General features: G+C 38.3%; 14 protein-coding genes. 9 read left to right on the forward strand and 5 right to left on the reverse strand.

Annotated elements, in window-relative coordinates; all coding sequences use genetic code 11:
• The first annotated feature begins 1 nt into the window (after nucleotide 1).
• The 3 genes from LS64_RS01250 (at nucleotide 2) to LS64_RS01260 (ending at nucleotide 3986) form a co-directional block, all read left to right on the forward strand.
• Nucleotides 2-1381, forward strand: a complete 1380-nt coding sequence (locus LS64_RS01250; RefSeq protein WP_034573335.1) for an FAD-linked oxidase C-terminal domain-containing protein — start codon at nucleotides 2-4, stop codon at nucleotides 1379-1381.
• Between the two features lie 181 nt (nucleotides 1382-1562).
• Nucleotides 1563-3041: a cysteine--tRNA ligase gene (gene cysS / locus LS64_RS01255; protein ID WP_034573332.1), complete on the forward strand. Its 1479-nt coding sequence runs from the start codon at nucleotides 1563-1565 to the stop codon at nucleotides 3039-3041.
• A 114-nt stretch (nucleotides 3042-3155) separates the two neighbouring features.
• Entirely contained in the window at nucleotides 3156-3986 is an 831-nt protein-coding gene (locus tag LS64_RS01260) for a YceI family protein (RefSeq protein WP_237416248.1), read from the forward strand.
• Nucleotides 3987-4007: 21 nt separating this feature from the next.
• On the opposite strand, the gene LS64_RS01265 is transcribed toward LS64_RS01260, so the two are convergent.
• The gene (locus LS64_RS01265) at nucleotides 4008-6509 is read right to left on the reverse strand and encodes a TonB-dependent receptor domain-containing protein (protein WP_034573330.1); all 2502 of its coding nucleotides are present in this window, start codon (nucleotides 6507-6509) and stop codon (nucleotides 4008-4010) included.
• Between the two features lie 302 nt (nucleotides 6510-6811).
• On the opposite strand from LS64_RS01265, the gene ppsA reads away from it, so the two are divergent.
• The 3 genes from ppsA to LS64_RS01280 all read left to right on the forward strand — a co-directional run bounded on the left by ppsA (nucleotide 6812) and on the right by LS64_RS01280 (nucleotide 10774).
• Nucleotides 6812-9223 (forward strand): pyruvate, water dikinase, encoded by a 2412-nt coding sequence (gene ppsA, locus LS64_RS01270; RefSeq protein WP_034573329.1) that lies wholly within the window; start codon nucleotides 6812-6814, stop codon nucleotides 9221-9223.
• Between the two features lie 74 nt (nucleotides 9224-9297).
• Nucleotides 9298-9963 carry a hypothetical protein gene (locus tag LS64_RS01275; RefSeq protein WP_034573327.1) on the forward strand — a complete coding sequence of 222 codons (666 nt, stop codon included), beginning with the start codon at nucleotides 9298-9300 and terminating at the stop codon, nucleotides 9961-9963.
• A 25-nt stretch (nucleotides 9964-9988) separates the two neighbouring features.
• Complete coding sequence (locus LS64_RS01280) at nucleotides 9989-10774, forward strand: ABC transporter ATP-binding protein (protein ID WP_052062655.1); 786 nt, start codon at nucleotides 9989-9991, stop codon at nucleotides 10772-10774.
• Nucleotide 10775: 1 nt separating this feature from the next.
• Here LS64_RS01280 and pyrF read toward each other — a convergent pair whose 3' ends face one another.
• From pyrF to LS64_RS01295, 3 genes are all read right to left on the reverse strand, one after another.
• Nucleotides 10776-11474 (reverse strand): orotidine-5'-phosphate decarboxylase, encoded by a 699-nt coding sequence (gene pyrF, locus LS64_RS01285; RefSeq protein ID WP_034573324.1) that lies wholly within the window; start codon nucleotides 11472-11474, stop codon nucleotides 10776-10778.
• 66 nt (nucleotides 11475-11540) lie between these two features.
• Nucleotides 11541-11759 carry a FeoA family protein gene (locus tag LS64_RS01290; protein ID WP_034574947.1) on the reverse strand — a complete coding sequence of 73 codons (219 nt, stop codon included), beginning with the start codon at nucleotides 11757-11759 and terminating at the stop codon, nucleotides 11541-11543.
• A gap of 60 nt (nucleotides 11760-11819) precedes the next feature.
• Nucleotides 11820-14501, reverse strand: a complete 2682-nt coding sequence (locus LS64_RS01295) for a TonB-dependent receptor domain-containing protein (RefSeq protein WP_034573322.1) — start codon at nucleotides 14499-14501, stop codon at nucleotides 11820-11822.
• A gap of 4 nt (nucleotides 14502-14505) precedes the next feature.
• Here LS64_RS01295 and LS64_RS12260 point away from each other — a divergent pair, with 4 nt between their 5' ends.
• Nucleotides 14506-14661, forward strand: a complete 156-nt coding sequence (locus LS64_RS12260) for a hypothetical protein (RefSeq protein ID WP_160662253.1) — start codon at nucleotides 14506-14508, stop codon at nucleotides 14659-14661.
• Here LS64_RS12260 and LS64_RS12265 read toward each other — a convergent pair.
• The gene (locus LS64_RS12265) at nucleotides 14609-14761 is read right to left on the reverse strand and encodes a hypothetical protein (protein WP_160662255.1); all 153 of its coding nucleotides are present in this window, start codon (nucleotides 14759-14761) and stop codon (nucleotides 14609-14611) included. The genes LS64_RS12260 and LS64_RS12265 overlap by 53 nt on opposite strands.
• Nucleotides 14762-15199: 438 nt before the next feature.
• On the opposite strand from LS64_RS12265, the gene rpe reads away from it, so the two are divergent.
• Complete coding sequence (gene rpe, locus LS64_RS01300; protein WP_034574945.1) at nucleotides 15200-15841, forward strand: ribulose-phosphate 3-epimerase; 642 nt, start codon at nucleotides 15200-15202, stop codon at nucleotides 15839-15841.
• Between the two features lie 81 nt (nucleotides 15842-15922).
• Nucleotides 15923-17455 (forward strand): Mur ligase family protein, encoded by a 1533-nt coding sequence (locus LS64_RS01305; protein WP_034573319.1) that lies wholly within the window; start codon nucleotides 15923-15925, stop codon nucleotides 17453-17455.
• Nucleotides 17456-17507 lie beyond the last annotated feature (52 nt).

Genomic DNA, 17507 nt, shown 5'->3' on the forward strand with positions numbered 1-17507 from the left:
AATGCAAAATTTACAACAACATATAACTTACTTTGAGAATCTAATCGGCAAAGAGAACACAAAGGCAGATTCTATGCACAAGATGGCATATAGCTATGATGCCACACGCGAGGAACGAGAGCCTGATATTGTGCTATTTCCGCGAGATGAGAGCGATATTAGCGCGATTTTAAAATATTGCAATGACAATCTTATCCCCATTGTCCCACGTGGCGCTGGTAGCGGCTTTACAGGTGGTAGCATTGTGGCTAGTGGCGGCGTCATCCTTGCCCTTGAAAAGCACATGAATAAAATCCTTGAATTAGATTCTAAAAACTTAATCGTGCGCGTGCAGCCAGGCGTTATCAACAAAGATTTGCAAAATTTTGTGGAAAGCAAAGGGCTTTTTTACCCCCCAGACCCAGCAAGTGAAAATCAAAGCACGCTAGGGGGGAATGTCAGCGAAAATGCCGGCGGGATGCGCGCTGCAAAGTATGGAATCACCAAAGACTATGTAATGGCAATCCGCGCTGTGCTGCCAAATGGCGATATTATCCGTGCTGGCAAAAAGACCATTAAAGATGTCGCCGGATACAATGTGGCAGGCATTTTGATAGCAAGTGAAGGGACTTTGGCGGTAATTAGCGAAATCACATTGAAATTATTGTCAAAACCAAGACTTGCTAAAAGTGCGATGGGCATTTTTGACACGATTGAAAATGCGATGAATGCGGTGTATAAAACAATGGCAAGTGGCGTAACGCCTGTGGCAATGGAGTTTTTGGATAATTTAAGCATACGAGCGGTTGAGAGCAAGTTTCACAAAGGGCTGCCTACTGATGCTGGAGCGATTTTAATAACGCAAGTGGATGGCAATTTGGATGATGAGATTAGCTATCAAATGGGTGTGATAGAATCTAAGTTTAAGGAAAATGGGTGCATTGAGTTTCGCGTGGCAAAAGATAGCAAAGAGGGCGAGGACTTGTGGTTTGCGCGTAAAAATGTAAGCCAGAGCATTAGCATTTATGGGAAAAAGAAGCTAAATGAGGACATTACCGTGCCGCGTGCGAAGTTGCCTGATTTACTGCGTGCAATCGATGGCGTGAGTAAGAAATATGGCTTTAAGATTCCATGTTTTGGTCACACAGGCGATGGGAATGTGCATACAAATGTGATGGTTGAGGATTTGAAAGATATTGAAAAAGGGCATGAGGCAATCACTGAGATTTTTAAAATCGCGGTTGATTTAGAAGGCACACTTAGCGGAGAGCATGGCATAGGCTTGGCTAAAGCGCCCTTTATGAATCTTGCTTTTAGCGAAGCTGAAATGAATCTTTTTCGCGCAATCAAACACGCCTTTGACCCAAATAATATTCTAAACCCAGGCAAAATGGGGTTGTAGAATCTTATAGTTGATTTTATGTTTTAAGTTTTTTAAATTATAAAATGATGTAAAAAATGAATTATATTGAAAAACTTTATAATAAGATACTATAATGCGTTTTAATCTATTTCATAGCACGTTCCTTTTAATTGTGAGATGAGATATAGAGCCTAACTAAAGTGTTAATTTAAGGAAAATAATGAAGATATTCGACTCACATTTGAAAGAAAAAACGACCCTAACCCCTATGAAAGAAAAAAAAATAACTATGTATATATGCGGTCCCACGGTCTATGATGACGCACATTTAGGACATGCTAGAAGCTCTATTAGCTTTGATTTATTAACGCGATTTTTAATCACGCAAGGCTTTGAGGTGATACTCGCTAAAAATTTCACCGACATCGATGATAAATTAATCAACAAAGCCCTGCAAACAGGCGTGAGCGTGGAAACTTTGGCAAGCAAACACATAGAATCTTATCTCAAAGAAATGAGCGAACTAAATGTCTTGCGACCCACAATCGAGCCACGCGCAATGCACTACTTGTCACGAATCGTAACATTTATAGAATCCTTGCTAGACAAAGGCGTGGCTTACGAGTTGCCAAGCGGCGATGTGTATTTAGAAGTCGCTAAAGACGCCAAATACGGCACACTCTCACACCACCTAAATGCCGAAGATTCCATAAATCGCGTAGAAAACGCGGAGGGTAAAAAAGATGCGCGCGACTTTGCCCTATGGAAAGCCTACAAGGGCAGCAGCGACATCGGCTATGAAGTGGCAAACTCAAGGCTAAGAAAAGGGCGTCCGGGCTGGCATATCGAATGCTCCGCGATGATAGATTCTGCCCTTGCCTACAAAGATGGCGAGTTTCAAATCGACATTCACGCGGGTGGCGCGGATTTGTTTTTCCCGCACCACGAAAATGAGGCAAGTCAAACGCGATGTTTGCATAATAAGGAAATCGCGAAATACTGGCTACACAATGGTTTTGTGAATATCAATGGCGAAAAAATGAGTAAGTCGCTTGGGAATAGTTTTTTTATTAAAGACGCTTTAAAATCCTATCACGGCGAGATTTTACGCAATTATTTGCTTGGGTTTCACTATCGCGCTGCGCTAAATTTTAATGAGGAGGATTTATTAGCGTCAAAAAAGCGGCTTGATAAGATTTATCGGTTGAAAAAGCGGCTTGATTTTACGGCAAATTCTCATTTAGATTCTAAAAATTTGCTAGATTCTAAGGCTTGGCATTCGCATTTAGAGCGGATTTTGCGTGAATGTGATACTGCGTTTAGTGCGAAATTTTTTGAAAGTTTAAGCGATGATTTAAACATTTCTTTGGCTTTAAGCGTGGTTGAGGAATTTTTAAAAGAAGCGAACGAATTGCTAGATTCTAACCCAAAAGATAAGGCGTTAAAAGCAAGGTTGAAAGCCACTTTAGAGCTAATTGATTTTACTTTAGGCTTGGGGGCACTTAGCTTTGTGGAATATTTTCAGCTAGGCGTAAGTGATGAAATGAAAAAAGATATAGAATCTAAAATCAATGCGCGTTTAGAAGCGAAAAAAAATAAAGACTTCGCCCTAGCCGACTCCATCCGCGATGAACTACTAGCACAAGGCATCGCCATAATGGACAAACCAGGCAACATCACCGAATGGGAAAAGATGTAGATTCTATAAATTTATATTTATAACTCAAAGGATATTATAAAATGAGAATTATTTAAATATTGTTTTTAAAAAAGTAGAATATGCGTTTTAGATTATGCGAATAAAGGGGTGAAAATGAGAAAATTTAGAATCTTTTTGGGCGTTTTGTGTGCGATTTTTTGCTTAGATTCTATGTTTGCTAAAGAGGCTTTAAAGTCGCAAGATTCTATAAAATCTAAAAGCCAAAATTCTAAAAATGTAGAATCTAAAAGCAAAGAATCTAAAAATATAGAATCTAAATCGCAAAATTTGCAAGAATATATGCTAGACCCAACGCATTCAAGTGTGAGTTTCGCGGTAAAGCACTTGAGTGTTGCCGATACTATCGGCGTTTTCACTGATTTTAGCGGGCAGATTTTTTATGATAAAAATACGCGTGATTTGCGATTGCAGGGCTCGCTAGATGTGGATAGTGTCAATTCGTTTAATGTGGGGCGCGATGAGGAGCTAAGGAATACCGATTTTTTCATAATTAAGAATATTAGTTTAGAATCTACTTCCAAAAAAGATAATATTTTATATGCAAAAGTTAGTATAAATGGAATTACAAAAATTGTAAAGTTCAATGTGAAAATCACAGGTCCCATTCGCAATCCTAGCCTTGATATAAAAGATTCTAAAGATTCTAAAAGCAAGCAAAATATTGAATCTAAAAGCCCGGTAAATCCGCTATTTAGCACTAATTCTAACACGCAAAATGTATTAATTAATCCGCACTTTCCAACGCAAGATTTAAGCGATAATAAGGAAGATTGCGGCTGCTATGTGAGCTTTGGTGATAATGTGCTAGGCATTGTTTTAGAGGGCAGGATTAATCGCTTTGATTTTAACATTTCGCCCACCACGCCACGTGAATTGCTCGGCGAATTTGTGGATGTGAAAATTATCATTGAAGCGTCAAATTGACAAATTGTGTATTTTTTAGATTTAGAATTCCATATTTATGCTTGCGTAGTAGCGGCGACCTTCGATTATGAATGGATAGGCGTTTCCAGCCAAAGCGTTTCCTGTGTAGTTTCGTGTGTTAGCACCAGCAGAACCGCTAGAGCCACCAGCAGAACCAGCAGAACCCGAACCGCCAGATGAGCCACCCAAACCGCCACCGCTAGAACCAGAGCCACCAGAGCTAGAAGAGCCGCCAGAGCCGCCAGAGCTAGAAGAGCCAGAAGAGCCAACAGCAGAGCTTTCCCAGCCATACTGCGTATATCGGGCGAAATTCACATCCAAAAGATTATACACAGCAAAATTTAGTTTAAAACGCGAATTGATTCTATAAGTCGCTCCTAAGTGCAATAAAAAATAAGGTTTGTAATATTCGCCCAAAGCAGCGCGCTCTGCCAAGCTTGACGTCCCGCGAAATCGCTCCCCAAAAAGCTCCCCACGCACATACACATTCAAATCCTTAAAAGTATAGCCAAGCCGCGCATTTAAGCGATGATGTATCGTGTCATTCAGCGGCTTCCCACGCATTAAACCTGTTAGCTGCATAGAATCTAAAAATGTATAATTAATATCAAAATTTAGCCCCCAAAATGGCTTAATACCAAAATAAGTCTCTACGCCTTGAATATAGCTACGACCCACATTTATACGCTTTACATCGTTATTTACCGGCAAAGAAAAATCAATTTTATCCCAAAAAAGTGAGTAAAAATAAGTCGCCCCCAACTCAAAATATTCATTATCACTAATTACGCTAATTTCGCTAGAGAGCGAAGATTCTGGCTTTAAATCCGGATTCCCAAAAAACTCCGCTGGACCATCCGCGCCAAATCTCCCATCAATTAGCTCATTTAAAAAGGGCGCTTTATAACCCATACTTACACCACCTTTTAGTATCAAGTAATCAGGCAAGGCTTCATACACAATATACGCCTTAGGGGAGCTGTGGAATCCAAACCGCGAGTTCCAGTCTTCACGCATTCCAAGTGTAATCTTAAACCCATCAAATGCCTCCCATTCATTCTCAGCAAATAGCGAAATTGTGTGTTGCGAAAATGAATGCGGCGTAGCGATAAAATCCTGCATCCACGCATACCAATAATAGATTCCAACGCTCAAAGAATTGCTAAAAGGCAAGTCAAAAAAATGTTTAGAATCTACTATCAAATCCTTTGCCTTTATCTCACGCGGGCGGTTTGGCTGCGTGCCTGTAAGCCTGCCATCATTCTCATTAATATTAAAAAGAATTGTGTTATCCATATTCCAACTAACGCTATTTTGCATATCGCCGCGGTGATTTAGGACATAGTTATTTCGCGTGATTTTGTATTCACTAGCCGTGCTTTGTGGGAAGTCAATTTGCCCTTTGCTATTATCATAAATCTGCCCAGCATATTGCACGTCAAAATATAGATTGTGATTCTCACTTGGATTAAAAAGAAGCCTAAAAGCTGTATCGTGTATGAAAGCTCTTGTAGGAGAGCCTGTAAATCGTGGGCTTTGCGTTACAAATTCACCCTTATTTGGGAATCTTGTGGTATTTGCGTTTAAATCAGTTGGCGGATTTTGCGTTATTTCGTAGGTATAATTTACCCTAGATTCAGGGCGAAACATATATCTACCGCGAATTTGTAAGCCTAGTTTATCCTTTATTAAAGGTGTAACCGCATAAAAATTTAGCATATAATTTGCGCCAAAATTGCGATTTTCATTTTGTATCGTATCAAAGCTAAGATTTACCCCAGCCTTATCAAAGCTTTTTTTAGTGATGATATTTACCACGCCACCGATAGCATCACTACCATAAAGTGTCCCCATAGGACCGCGTATCACTTCGATTCGCTCTATTGCATTTAGTGGCGGCATAAAGCTCGTGTTTGCCTCGCTATAGCCGATATTTGCAGTATTGACATCGCCACCGCTGCTAACGCGTTTGCCATCGATTAGGATGAGCGTGTAGCTAGCTGGCATTCCGCGAATGGAAATATTAAAACCGCCCGTCTTACCGATATGCGTAGCAGTATCAATGCCAGGAATATCTGCTAAAGCTTCGGCTAAGTCGCGGTGTGGCTTATTTTCTAGCTCATCGCTTGTGATAATGGTGATACTTGCGGGGGCATCTTTGAGTAATTGCTCAGTTCCCTTAACGGATGTGACGACTTTATCTATGGTGTAGCTCTCACGCGGTGGGGGGAAATTATCATTTAAGGCTAGTTCTTCATTTTCTAGGCTTTCTATTGTGTTAGATTTTATATTATTTTGGGCTAAATCTTGGTTTAAATCTTTCTTAGATTCTATATTATTTTGGGCTAAATCTTGGTTTATTAGCTCGATTTGTTTATCGGTGGTATTTATTTGAATTATATCGTTACTTGCTAGGGTTATAGATTCTATGTTTTGTTTGGTTTCTATGTTGTTAGATTCTATAGAATCTTTACTTATCGCAATATTAATAAATAATAAAAAAACTAAGATTCTACACAACATATTCATTTCTTTAAAAAATAATATGTTTGCAATTCTACCATAAAAAATATAAGAATGAATATCACATTAAAGTAATTTTTAAGTAAAGATTCTCAAAATACAACCCAAAATAACGAATTTATTGCAAAATATGTAAAATTTTATTATAAATCTTTAGTAAAAATAACAAGAAACTAAGCTAACAACCTAATAGATTCTAACTTTTTACCACACAAGATTACAAATTTTACATTTTTTTGAATATTTTGAATCTTTTTTACTTTTTTTCACTAAAATATAGCATTTCTAAATGGAGAGAGATTGTGAAGTATATAAAATTCTTTGAAGAGCTGAATAATAAGGATGTCCCGCTTGTTGGCGGTAAGAATGCGAGTATCGGCGAGATGTTTAAAGAGCTTGTTTCTGTCGGGATTAAAGTGCCTGATGGCTTTGCTATCACTAGCGATGCTTACTGGTATCTGCTCCGTAGCGGCGGCATTGAGCAAAAAATCAAGGATTTGTTAAAAGATGTGGATTATACCGAGATGGACGTGCTTCGCAATCGATGTAGCGAGATAAGAAAGCTAATTTTTAGCACGCCTTTGCCTAGCGATTTAAAAGAGGAGATTTTCTTAGCCTATGAGAAATTATCGGCGCGTTATGGTATGGAGGAGGCGGATGTCGCGGTTAGAAGTAGTGCTACTGCGGAAGATTTGCCTGATGCTAGTTTTGCTGGGCAGCAAGATACATATTTGAGTGTTAAGGGTAAGGAGCGGCTTGTGCATTATATTAAGTCGTGTTTTGCGTCCCTTTTTACGCATAGGGCGACAAGTTACCGCTCTAGCAAGGGCTTTGACCATTTTAAAGTCGCCTTAAGTGTTGGCGTGCAAAAGATGGTTAGGGCTGATAAAGGTGCGGCTGGGGTTATGTTTAGCATTGATACTGAGACAGGCTTTAAGGATGCGGTGTTTATCACAAGTTCTTGGGGCTTAGGTGAAAATGTCGTGGGTGGCACGGTTAATCCGGATGAATTTTATGTATTTAAGCCGACTTTAGAGCAGGGCAAACGACCTATAATTAAAAGGAAGCTAGGCACAAAAGATGTGAAAATGGTATATGCCCCCGTTGGTAGTGAAAAGCCTACGATGAATGTAAAGGCGACACATCAAGAAATGGAGAGCTTTTCTATCACTGATGAGGATGTTTTGACACTAGCAAGATATGCGATAAATATTGAAAAGCACTATACGCAAGAAGCAGGCGAATATCGCCCTATGGATATGGAATGGGCTAAAGATGGGCAAAGTGGCGAGATTTTTATAGTCCAAGCGCGACCTGAAACCGTGCAAAGCCAAAGAAAAGGCGCAAAAATTGAGAAATTCCACTTTAAAAACCCAGATGAAAAACGTGAAATCGTGCTAAAAGGAATGGCAATTGGCACTAAAATCGGCAATGGAAAAGTTAGAATCATAAATGATATAGAACACATGAATACCTTTAAGGATGGCGAGATTCTAGTAACTGATAATACTGACCCAGACTGGGAGCCGGTAATGAAAAAGGCAGCAGCAGTTATTACAAATCGCGGCGGACGAACGTGCCACGCTGCCATAGTCGCAAGGGAAATCGGCGTGCCTACGATAGTTGGAGCAAATGGCGCAACAGAGCGGCTTTACACAGGTATGGAGGTAACCGTATCGTGCGCTGAGGGCGAAGAGGGGTATGTATATGCAGGAATCCACGATTACGAAGTAGAATCTGTTAGCCTAGAGCATTTAGGCGAGACAAAGGCGAAAATCTATATGAATGTCGGCGACCCAGCAAAAGCCTTTGGTTTTTCAATGATACCAAATCATGGCGTAGGTTTAGCACGAATGGAGCATATTATTTTGCACCAAATTGTCGCACACCCTTTGGCATTGCTTGACTTGCAAAATGATAAGACGATACATAACCAAGATGAGGTTGTGAAACTAATACATGGATATGATAGCCCAAAAGACTTTTTTGTGAAAAAAATCGCGGAGGGTATGGGGATGATTGCATCCGCGTTTTATCCTAAGCCTGTGATTGTGCGGACAAGTGATTTTAAGAGTAATGAGTATCGCGGTATGATTTCGGGCGAATTTTATGAGCCTCAAGAGGAAAACCCTATGCTAGGGTATCGCGGGGCATCTCGCTACTACTCACCGCAGTATCGCGCTGCATTTGAGTGGGAGTGTCAGGCGTTGGCTATGGTGCGTGATGAAATGGGGCTAACTAATATGAAAATTATGATTCCATTCTTACGCACGCCAGATGAGGGGCGAAAAGTGCTAGAAATTATGCGGAAAAATGGGCTAGTGCAGGGCGAAAATGGACTAGAAATCTATGTAATGTGCGAACTGCCTGTAAATATTATCTTAGCGGATGAATTTTTAAGCCTTTTTGATGGCTACTCAATCGGTTCAAATGATTTAACACAGCTAACCTTAGGCGTGGATAGAGATGGCGACTTAGTTAGCCACATATTTGATGAGAGAAATCCAGCTATGCTAGAAATGTTTAAACAAGCCATCCAAGCCTGTAAAAAACACAATAAATATTGTGGAATCTGCGGTCAAGCCCCAAGTGACTACCCAGAAGTAGCCGAATTTTTAGTAAAAGAGGGCATCACATCCGTCTCCTTGAACCCCGACTCCGTAGTCAAAACCTGGGAGTGCATTGAAAACCTTGAGAAGAAGTTAAAAGGTTAGATTCTATAAATTAAAGTTTGGAATCCTTTTTGCTAATGAATTTTAAACTCTAATATGCAACTGCAAGGATTGTTATGATGGGACGTTATTGTAATATAAGGGAATATAGAAAAATATTTGTAATTATGGCATTTAATGCTTTTGTTGTTGCATTCTTTTTGGGATGTTCCATTTTTGGTGGCAAAGGGCTTAAGGCTGAATACTACTCAACGGTGCTGCCAACTTACGATTTTGACACGAATGCGCCAACTATCATCGTGGCTGACCCGTGGGATTTAAGCTCGAAATATTACGCTGGTTTGGCTTTGGAATATTTTAAAAAACGTGGCTTTAACAACATTTATTTGCAAGGGCAAATTGACCCAAGTTTCGCGCGAAATGTGATACATGTAAAGGTTAGCAAGGAGCGGCTTGACCCATCTAGCAACTATCAATACACTTTTAACGCGACAGGTGTGTGTAATGTGGTAAATGGCGTGCCGCGATGTAGCGTGGATACCAAAAATAGCGAGGCGACTGCGAATAGCATTAAGCGACCGATACGCGATTCTTACAAGATTTCGTTTGACTGGCTTGATGTGTATAAAAAGGTGCGTGTGCTGTATGTGGCTGGCACGACTACGATTGAGACTGGGACTTACACGGATTTGCAGGTGCTTAATACTTTGATGAGTGATACGATTACTAGAATGGACTTCCGCCGCCCTGTGCAGTATATTTATAATAGTTCGTTGAATTAGAATTTTTTACCTTAAAAGTTTTAATATGCAAAATATCTCCATTAAAAACCTTACAAAAAGTTATGATAAAGCTAGAATCTTGCGTGGCATTTCCCTTGATATAAACGCTGGTGATTTTGTGACCTTGCTTGGCAGTAGTGGCTGTGGGAAAACCACTTTGCTTAATATTTTGGGCGGATTTAGTAGCTTTGATAGCGGCGAGATTAGCATAGATTCTAAAGTTTATACACACACACTCAACCTTTCGCCTACGCGTATTAAAGTGTTTCAAAATTATGTGCTTTTGCCGTGGAAAAATGCGCTAAATCAAGTCATTTTCGCCTTAAAATCAAGTCTTGCTGCGGCAAATATTAAAAAATCTAAGGGTGAGATTAAGGACATCGCACTAAACTATCTTGAGCTTGTAGGACTAAAGGAGCATATTTATAAATTCCCACATGAGCTAAGCGGCGGTCAGCAAAGCCGCGTAAGTATCGCGCGCGCCCTTAGTGTCGAGCCTGAAGTGCTTTTGATGGATGAGCCATTTGGTGCGCTTGATAGCTTTACGCGCGAGAATTTGCAAAATGAGCTAAAATTAATCGTGCAGCGGCTTAAGACCACTTGCATTTTTGTGACGCATGATGTGATAGAATCTATGATTTTAGGCAGCAAAATCGTGGTGATGAATAATATCGAGGGCAACATCGCCTTGCAAATCACGCAAAATAGGGAATATAACAAGCAAGATTCCTACTTTAACAACTTGCAAGAAGAAATCTATGAAGCCCTAAAATACCCACAAACCACAACGCAAGAAAAATATGTGATATAGGCTATTTGATTTCTTTTAAAATAGATTCTATAACTTTTATTTTATCTTTTGCATGATATATCGGACGACCGACTACGATAAAGTCGCTTCCTTTTTCCCTAGCTATTTTTGGCGTGGCAATTCGCTCTTGGTCGTCACTAGATTCTATAGAATCTAGTCGTATTCCAGGCGTTACACAAAGCAAACTAGGTGAAATATTTTTAATAATTTCTACTTCACTAATAGAGCAAACAAGCCCATCTAAACCACTTTTATACACAATATTTGCAAAATTTCGCACGCTAGATTCTATACTTGCATTATAAATCTGCGAAAACATCTCATTATCAAAACTTGTAAGCGCACTTACCGCGATAACTTTCATCTTACTATTATTTTCCCTAAGATATTGTGCGATACTTTTCATCGCCTTAAGTCCGCTACTAGCATGGATTGTAGCCATATCAACACAAAGTTTGTCCATTTCTTTTATCGCATTTAGCATTGTATTTGGAATATCATATAGTTTCAAATCTAAAAAGATTCTAAAACCTAGATTCTGTAAATCTTGCACGAAACTAATACCATCTCGAATAAAGGCATTTAAGCCAACCTTAAGCCAAATATCAGCACATTTTTCCTTAAAACTATCCTTAATCTCCCTAGCCAAAGCCAAGTTGCAATCCCTACTATCCATATCTAACGCTATACAAAGTTTCATTTAACGCCTTTTACTTAGAATCTAGATTTTATACATTCATAATTTACGTATAATATTTTTTGAATGTTAAACCTCAATTATTTCTGCCTCGCTTTTACGCAAGGCAATTTGAGAGCCATAAACACTAATACTATAAGTATTGTGAAACGCAGATATATGTTCTAGTGCGATTAAGTTACCCTCGAAAATGCCCATTGAATAAAGACGTTGTAAAAGTTCATTATCATTTGTGTTTATGGACTTTATTTCGTGAAATTCACCTATTTTGCAATTAATTATACTCATCTGTAACCAACCATTTATGTAAATTAAAAGGTAGATTATAACAAAAATCACTAAATATTCCTAAAAGTCCATCGTGATGCCTATGTAGTAGCGGCGACCTTCGCGCACATAGTTAAAGGCATTTTCATAACTTGCGTTATTAGTCCCATAGGCTGTGTATTGTATAAAGTTAAAATCAAAAAGATTGTAGATTGCGGCATTTAGCCTAAATTTCTCATTAAAGCTATAATATCCACCTAAATGCGTTAGAAAATATGGCTTATAATATTCGCCTAAAGCCGCAGCAGCCGAGTTTGCCACGCTTGGATTCCCACGCCATATACCTGCTTTTATCTCTTCTCTTAAATAAAATCCATAGTTTTTAAAGTCATAATTTATACTTGCATTAAAGCTATGCAAAGGCACATCATTAAAAGGTGTGCCTACATCACTAGCGGTATTATCTTGCGTTATCTCTGTGTAATTCCACGTATATGCCGCATTTGCACTTAAATATCCTAGCCAAAGACTTAAAGGCTTCATACTTGCAAAGATTTCAATACCATAGCTTATAGCTTTCCCTGCGTTATCATAATATGAGCAGCCATAGTTTGGTCCTGCATTACATGTAGGGCTTCCTGGGATTGGCACGACACTACCATTTGTTATACCACCTGCAAGACCGCCTACTTGCGTGATTTTATTATTAAATTGTATAAAAAAGCCTGTGATAGACGCACTAAACCACTCATTATCACTTAAAAATGACAATTCATAATTTATACTAGATTCTGGCACTAAGTTTGGATTACCATAAGTTGGGGCTTGACCGCTACCACTTAAACTTACTATTTCAGGTATTAGATTATTTAGAGCTGGGCTTTTATACCCTGTGCTTATACCACCTTTAATAGTTAGCCAAGAGTCTATTGCGTTATATGAGATATAGAATCTAGGACTTATATTCGCACCAAAAAGCGAGTTAAAATTCCCCCTTATACCAGCGGTAAGAAAGATTCTATCTAAAAAGCCAAATTCCGCTTCACCATATAAAGCACCTATATGTTGATATTTAAAAGAGCTATTTGTAGATAATTGTAGCAATTTATCATTAAAGCTATTAAACCAGTATCGCCCGCCCAAAGTCGCATTGATATTAAACCACTTAGCAATATTTAAAAACGCATTTGCTTTAGAATCTAAAATAATATCATTGCTAAATAATTCCCTGCTATCCCCACTTGTAACGCCATTTACACTACTTATATAATTTGTAGTATCAGCTGTCCCACCAGCACCAGTTACAGCGGTGTAGGCTACCGTTCGTCCATCATTATTCATTACATTATAAATAAGTGATGTATCACTACTAAGCTTAGCAAGGATAGAATCTACATTATCAATATAATGTCCTGTATGGCTTAAGACCACATTTCCACGATAGATATTATACTTTTTCTCATAGCCACTTCTGCGTTTAAACATTTCATCACTCCAAGTGATATTAAATGAATTTGCATTTCTATTACTCATTACAAGCCCTAGTGAATTATCATAATTTTGCTGTGAATAATCTAAGTCTAAATACGCACTATGTGTAGGTTTGCTCCCTGTATAAGATTGACTATTCCACAAAAAGCGTCCGCCCACATTATACACACGCCCGGGCGCACTACCTACTATCGCGCCAGCGGTAAGTGATGAGTTTTGTATCGTGCCATTACTGCCTAGCGCTCCTGTATTAGTAGGGCTTACCGCTAAATCAGCCGTAGTTACCCCATCTCTAGTATATACGCTACCACGTAGCATAAGTCCCATATTTTTAGCACTATTTAAGGGACCTGCAGAGAAAAACTGAAAGCGTTGTGTATTACCAAATGGTCTTTTTTCTTGAAAAGTGTAGTCATAACTAGCGGATACGCCCCATTTGCTAAAATTCTTTTTAGTAATAATATTTACCACGCCGCCTATTGCATCGCTACCATAAAGCGTGGAAGCTGGTCCGCGTATCACTTCTATCCGCTCAATAGCGGATAGTGGTGGCATAAAGCTAGTTTGAGAATCTCCAAAGCCATTAGGGAAAAGGCTAGAATCTGCATTCACACGTTTCCCATCAATTAGTATGAGTGTGTAAGAACTACCCATACCACGAATGGAGATTCCATATCCGCCTGTCTTTGTAACGTTATCATCAATGCTTACGCCCGGGACATTTTGCAAGGCTTCGGCTAAGTCTCTAAAGGGGCGCGTTTGTATTTCTTTTGGGCTTACTACGCTGATACTTGCTGGGGCTAGGGTGTATTCTTGCTCATTACCACTTGCGGAGACGACTACTGATTCTAATTTATAGGATTTTTTGGCATCTGTTGTTTGTGTGCTATTTTGTGCGTTGCTTTGCGTATTGTTAGAATCTTGGCTTATATTTTGCCCTGTATTAGAATCTTGGCTTGGGCTTTGTGGCGTTTGTGTGCTAGATTCTATATTTTGCGAAGTTTCATTATCCGCTAAAGTTAGAATCTTATTAGATTCTGTATTATAAATAGGGCGGTGGGTGTGCGTTTGGCTATTAGATTCTATATTATTAGCTAAGGTAATTGTAGAATCTATCTTACCATTTAGGCTTAAGATTCTATCATTGCTTTTAGTATCCGCACTTGCTAGTTTTATGGAATCTACGTGGCTAGATTCTATGTTTTTAGAATCTAAACTAGCCAAAGTGATAGAATCTTTAGAATCTCTCAAATTAGATTCTATATTTGCCATTTGTGTGGAATCTTTTGAGCTAGATTCTATATTTTTAGAATCTAAACTAGCTAGTTTTATAGAATCTACGTGGCTAGATTCTATAAAATCTTTAGAGTTTGCCTTGCTTAAAACGCGTGCGTTACTCTCTCTCTCTCTCTCTCTCTCTCGTAGTCGCTAACGCTAGATTCTATAGAATCTGGTTTTATAAAACTACTAGCATCTAACGCACTAAAAGCGATAAGGCTAGAAATAACTACATTTTTAATACCTACATTCATACTAATCCTTTTGAGTGAAAATTATAAAATTCATAACTTAGAATCTTTTTATATTCAAAAAATTCTAAATCACTCCCTATATTCTAGCAAAAAAATATAGTAATTAATCTTAAAAATTAAAAAAGATTAAAATTTACTTGTAAAAATTTCCAAAAATTACGAATTTCTACACAGATTCTAAACATTCATAGAATCTAATTTCAATTTAACATTTTTCATAATTTTAAATTTAACATAGATTCTATATGCTATAATTCTACCTTAAACAAATTTTAAGGAAATCTTATGTTAGGATTAAATCCAAAATTTGAGCAGCTGCTTAGCTCACTAAAAGAGAGCCACAGCCTTGAGGATTTGGCGAATTTATCGGTGCGAAATATGAATGAGGAGGCTAGTGCTAGCCAGAGTTTTGTCAATAATCTCGCCAAAGATGATAGAGTGAAAGTTGCGCCAAGTATCCTATCTGCGAATTTCTTGCGGCTTGAAGAGGATATAAAAAGTGTCGTTGAGGCGGGTTGCGATATGCTGCATATCGATGTTATGGATGGGCATTTTGTGCCGAATTTGACTATTGGTCCTTGCGTGCTAGAGCAGATTCCGCTGCTTACGCCCATTCCGCTTGATATACATTTTATGGTTGAGGGCGTGGAGAAATTTATCGATATGTATGCGGGGCTGAAGCCCAAATATATGAGCGTGCATATAGAATCTGAGCGTCATTTGCACCGCGTTATCCAAAAGATTCGCGCCCTTGATATTAGCCCAGCTGTGGCGCTAAATCCGCACACAAGTATCGAGGGGCTAAAATATATTTTGGGCGATATTGATATGGTGCTTGTAATGAGCGTAAATCCGGGCTTTGGCGGGCAGAAATTTATAGAATCTAGTATCGAAAAAATCACAGATTTAAAAGAAATGATAGAAAAACGCAATCCAAATTGCTTAATCCAAGCCGATGGCGGTATCACAGATTCTAACATTTTGGCATTGAAAAATGCGGGGCTAGACATCGCTGTGGCTGGGAGTTTTATCTTTAAGCAGATTAATCGCAAAGAGGCAATTGCGAGTTTGAAAGTGTGAGATTTTGTTTAATTTTAATAAGATAGATTCTGTAATTTAATCTTATAATTTTAATTTAATTCAAATAAATCTAGGACTTTTATGCAAACTTTACAAATTATTTTAAATATTTTTAACTTCGCTGTGTTAGCCTTACTTTTGGCGTATTATTTGATTACAAATTTGCAGTGGTATAATTATTCGCTAGGGCGAGTTTTGTTTAAACATCATAAGCAAAAATGGCACTTTTTTTATTTCTTGCTACCTATCATTGTGACGTTGTTACTTTTAGTAACCTTACCTATTAAATATAGCGCGATTGCCGTATCTATCGGGCTTTGTGCGATTTATATCCCAGCATTTATTTTATGGATAAAGGGCTTGGATAAAAAGCTAGTCTTTACAGGACGAGTGAAGCGATATTTTTTACTCATTATAATTTTTATAAGTTTATCAAGTTTAAGTTATTATTTTTATAATGACTTAGATTCTAAAGTTAGCCTTGTTTTGTGCTTTTTTCTTTATATTTTTAGCATTTTTTTAAGTGTTTTTTTATCGCACATTATAGAATCTATTTTGTTTCAAGGCTATAAAAATAGGGCAAAAAGAAAGATAGAAAGCCTAGAAAATCTTGTAATTATCGCCATCACAGGCAGTTTTGGCAAGACAAGTATGAAAAATTTTGTAGCAGAGATTCTAAGTGAAAAATACCGCGTTTATCGCACGCAAAAAAGTGTGAATACGCTCAAAGGTTTGGTCGCTGATATTAACGCAAATGTGAGCGGAAATATCGATATTTATGTGGCTGAGGCTGGGGCTAGGGCGCGTGGCGATATAGATTCTATTGCAAGGCTTTTAAACCCGCAGTACGCGGTAATTGGCAAGGTTGGCAGTGCGCATATTGAGTATTTTAAAACCAAAGAAAATACGCTAAAAACTAAATTAGAATTGCTAGATTCTAAGCGATTAATTAAGGCATTTATGCATAAAGATAATGAGATTAAAAAAGACTATATTTCGCAAGATTTTAGAGAAAATATTAGTAAAATCATAACTTATCCACCGCCAGATTCTATCAAAAATATAGAATCTACTTTGAGTTTTACAAAATTTAGTATGCTTTTAGATTCTAAATGGGTGGATTTTGAGACGAAAATTTTGGGACGTTTTAATGTGGATAATATCGCTGTGGCAGCTCTTTTGGGCTTTTACTTAGGGCTAGATTCTAAGAGTTTGCAACGCGCTGTGGCTTCTTTAAAGCCTGTGGAGCATCGGCTGCAACGCATTGATGCGGGCGGCAAGATTATCCTTGATGATAGTTTTAATGGGAATTTGGATGGGATGCTTGAAGCGCTGCGACTTGCAAGCCTGCATAATGGGCGAAAGGTGATTATTACGCCTGGCTTAATTGAGTGCGATGAGGCTAGTAATATCGCCCTTGCAAAGCGCATAAATGAGGTCTTTGACCTTGCGATTATCACAGGTAGCCTAAATGCCGCACTTTTAGATTCTAAGATAAGCAAACCGCAAAAGATTATAATGAAAGATAAGGGCGAAATGCAAGAGATTCTAGCCGCGCATTTAAAAAGTGGCGATTTGGTGTTATTTGCAAATGACGCCCCTAGTTTTATTTAAGTAGGTTGCATGATATTGTTTTAAAGTTACAAATAATTTAGAATCTAATTTA

The sequence above is a fragment of the Helicobacter saguini genome (genome assembly GCF_000762875.2).
Lineage (GTDB): Bacteria > Campylobacterota > Campylobacteria > Campylobacterales > Helicobacteraceae > Helicobacter_A > Helicobacter_A saguini.

Coding starts and splice junctions, on each gene's coding strand:
- LS64_RS01250 (WP_034573335.1), top strand. CDS start 2: ATGCAAAATTTACAACAACATATAACTTACTTTGAGAATCTAATCGGC.
- cysS (WP_034573332.1), top strand. CDS start 1,563: ATGAAGATATTCGACTCACATTTGAAAGAAAAAACGACCCTAACCCCT.
- LS64_RS01260 (WP_237416248.1), top strand. CDS start 3,156: ATGAGAAAATTTAGAATCTTTTTGGGCGTTTTGTGTGCGATTTTTTGC.
- LS64_RS01265 (WP_034573330.1), bottom strand. CDS start 6,509: ATGTTGTGTAGAATCTTAGTTTTTTTATTATTTATTAATATTGCGATA.
- LS64_RS01275 (WP_034573327.1), top strand. CDS start 9,298: ATGATGGGACGTTATTGTAATATAAGGGAATATAGAAAAATATTTGTA.
- LS64_RS01280 (WP_052062655.1), top strand. CDS start 9,989: ATGCAAAATATCTCCATTAAAAACCTTACAAAAAGTTATGATAAAGCT.
- pyrF (WP_034573324.1), bottom strand. CDS start 11,474: ATGAAACTTTGTATAGCGTTAGATATGGATAGTAGGGATTGCAACTTG.
- LS64_RS01290 (WP_034574947.1), bottom strand. CDS start 11,759: ATGAGTATAATTAATTGCAAAATAGGTGAATTTCACGAAATAAAGTCC.
- LS64_RS01295 (WP_034573322.1), bottom strand. CDS start 14,501: ATGGCAAATATAGAATCTAATTTGAGAGATTCTAAAGATTCTATCACT.
- LS64_RS12265 (WP_160662255.1), bottom strand. CDS start 14,761: ATGAATGTAGGTATTAAAAATGTAGTTATTTCTAGCCTTATCGCTTTT.
- LS64_RS01305 (WP_034573319.1), top strand. CDS start 15,923: ATGCAAACTTTACAAATTATTTTAAATATTTTTAACTTCGCTGTGTTA.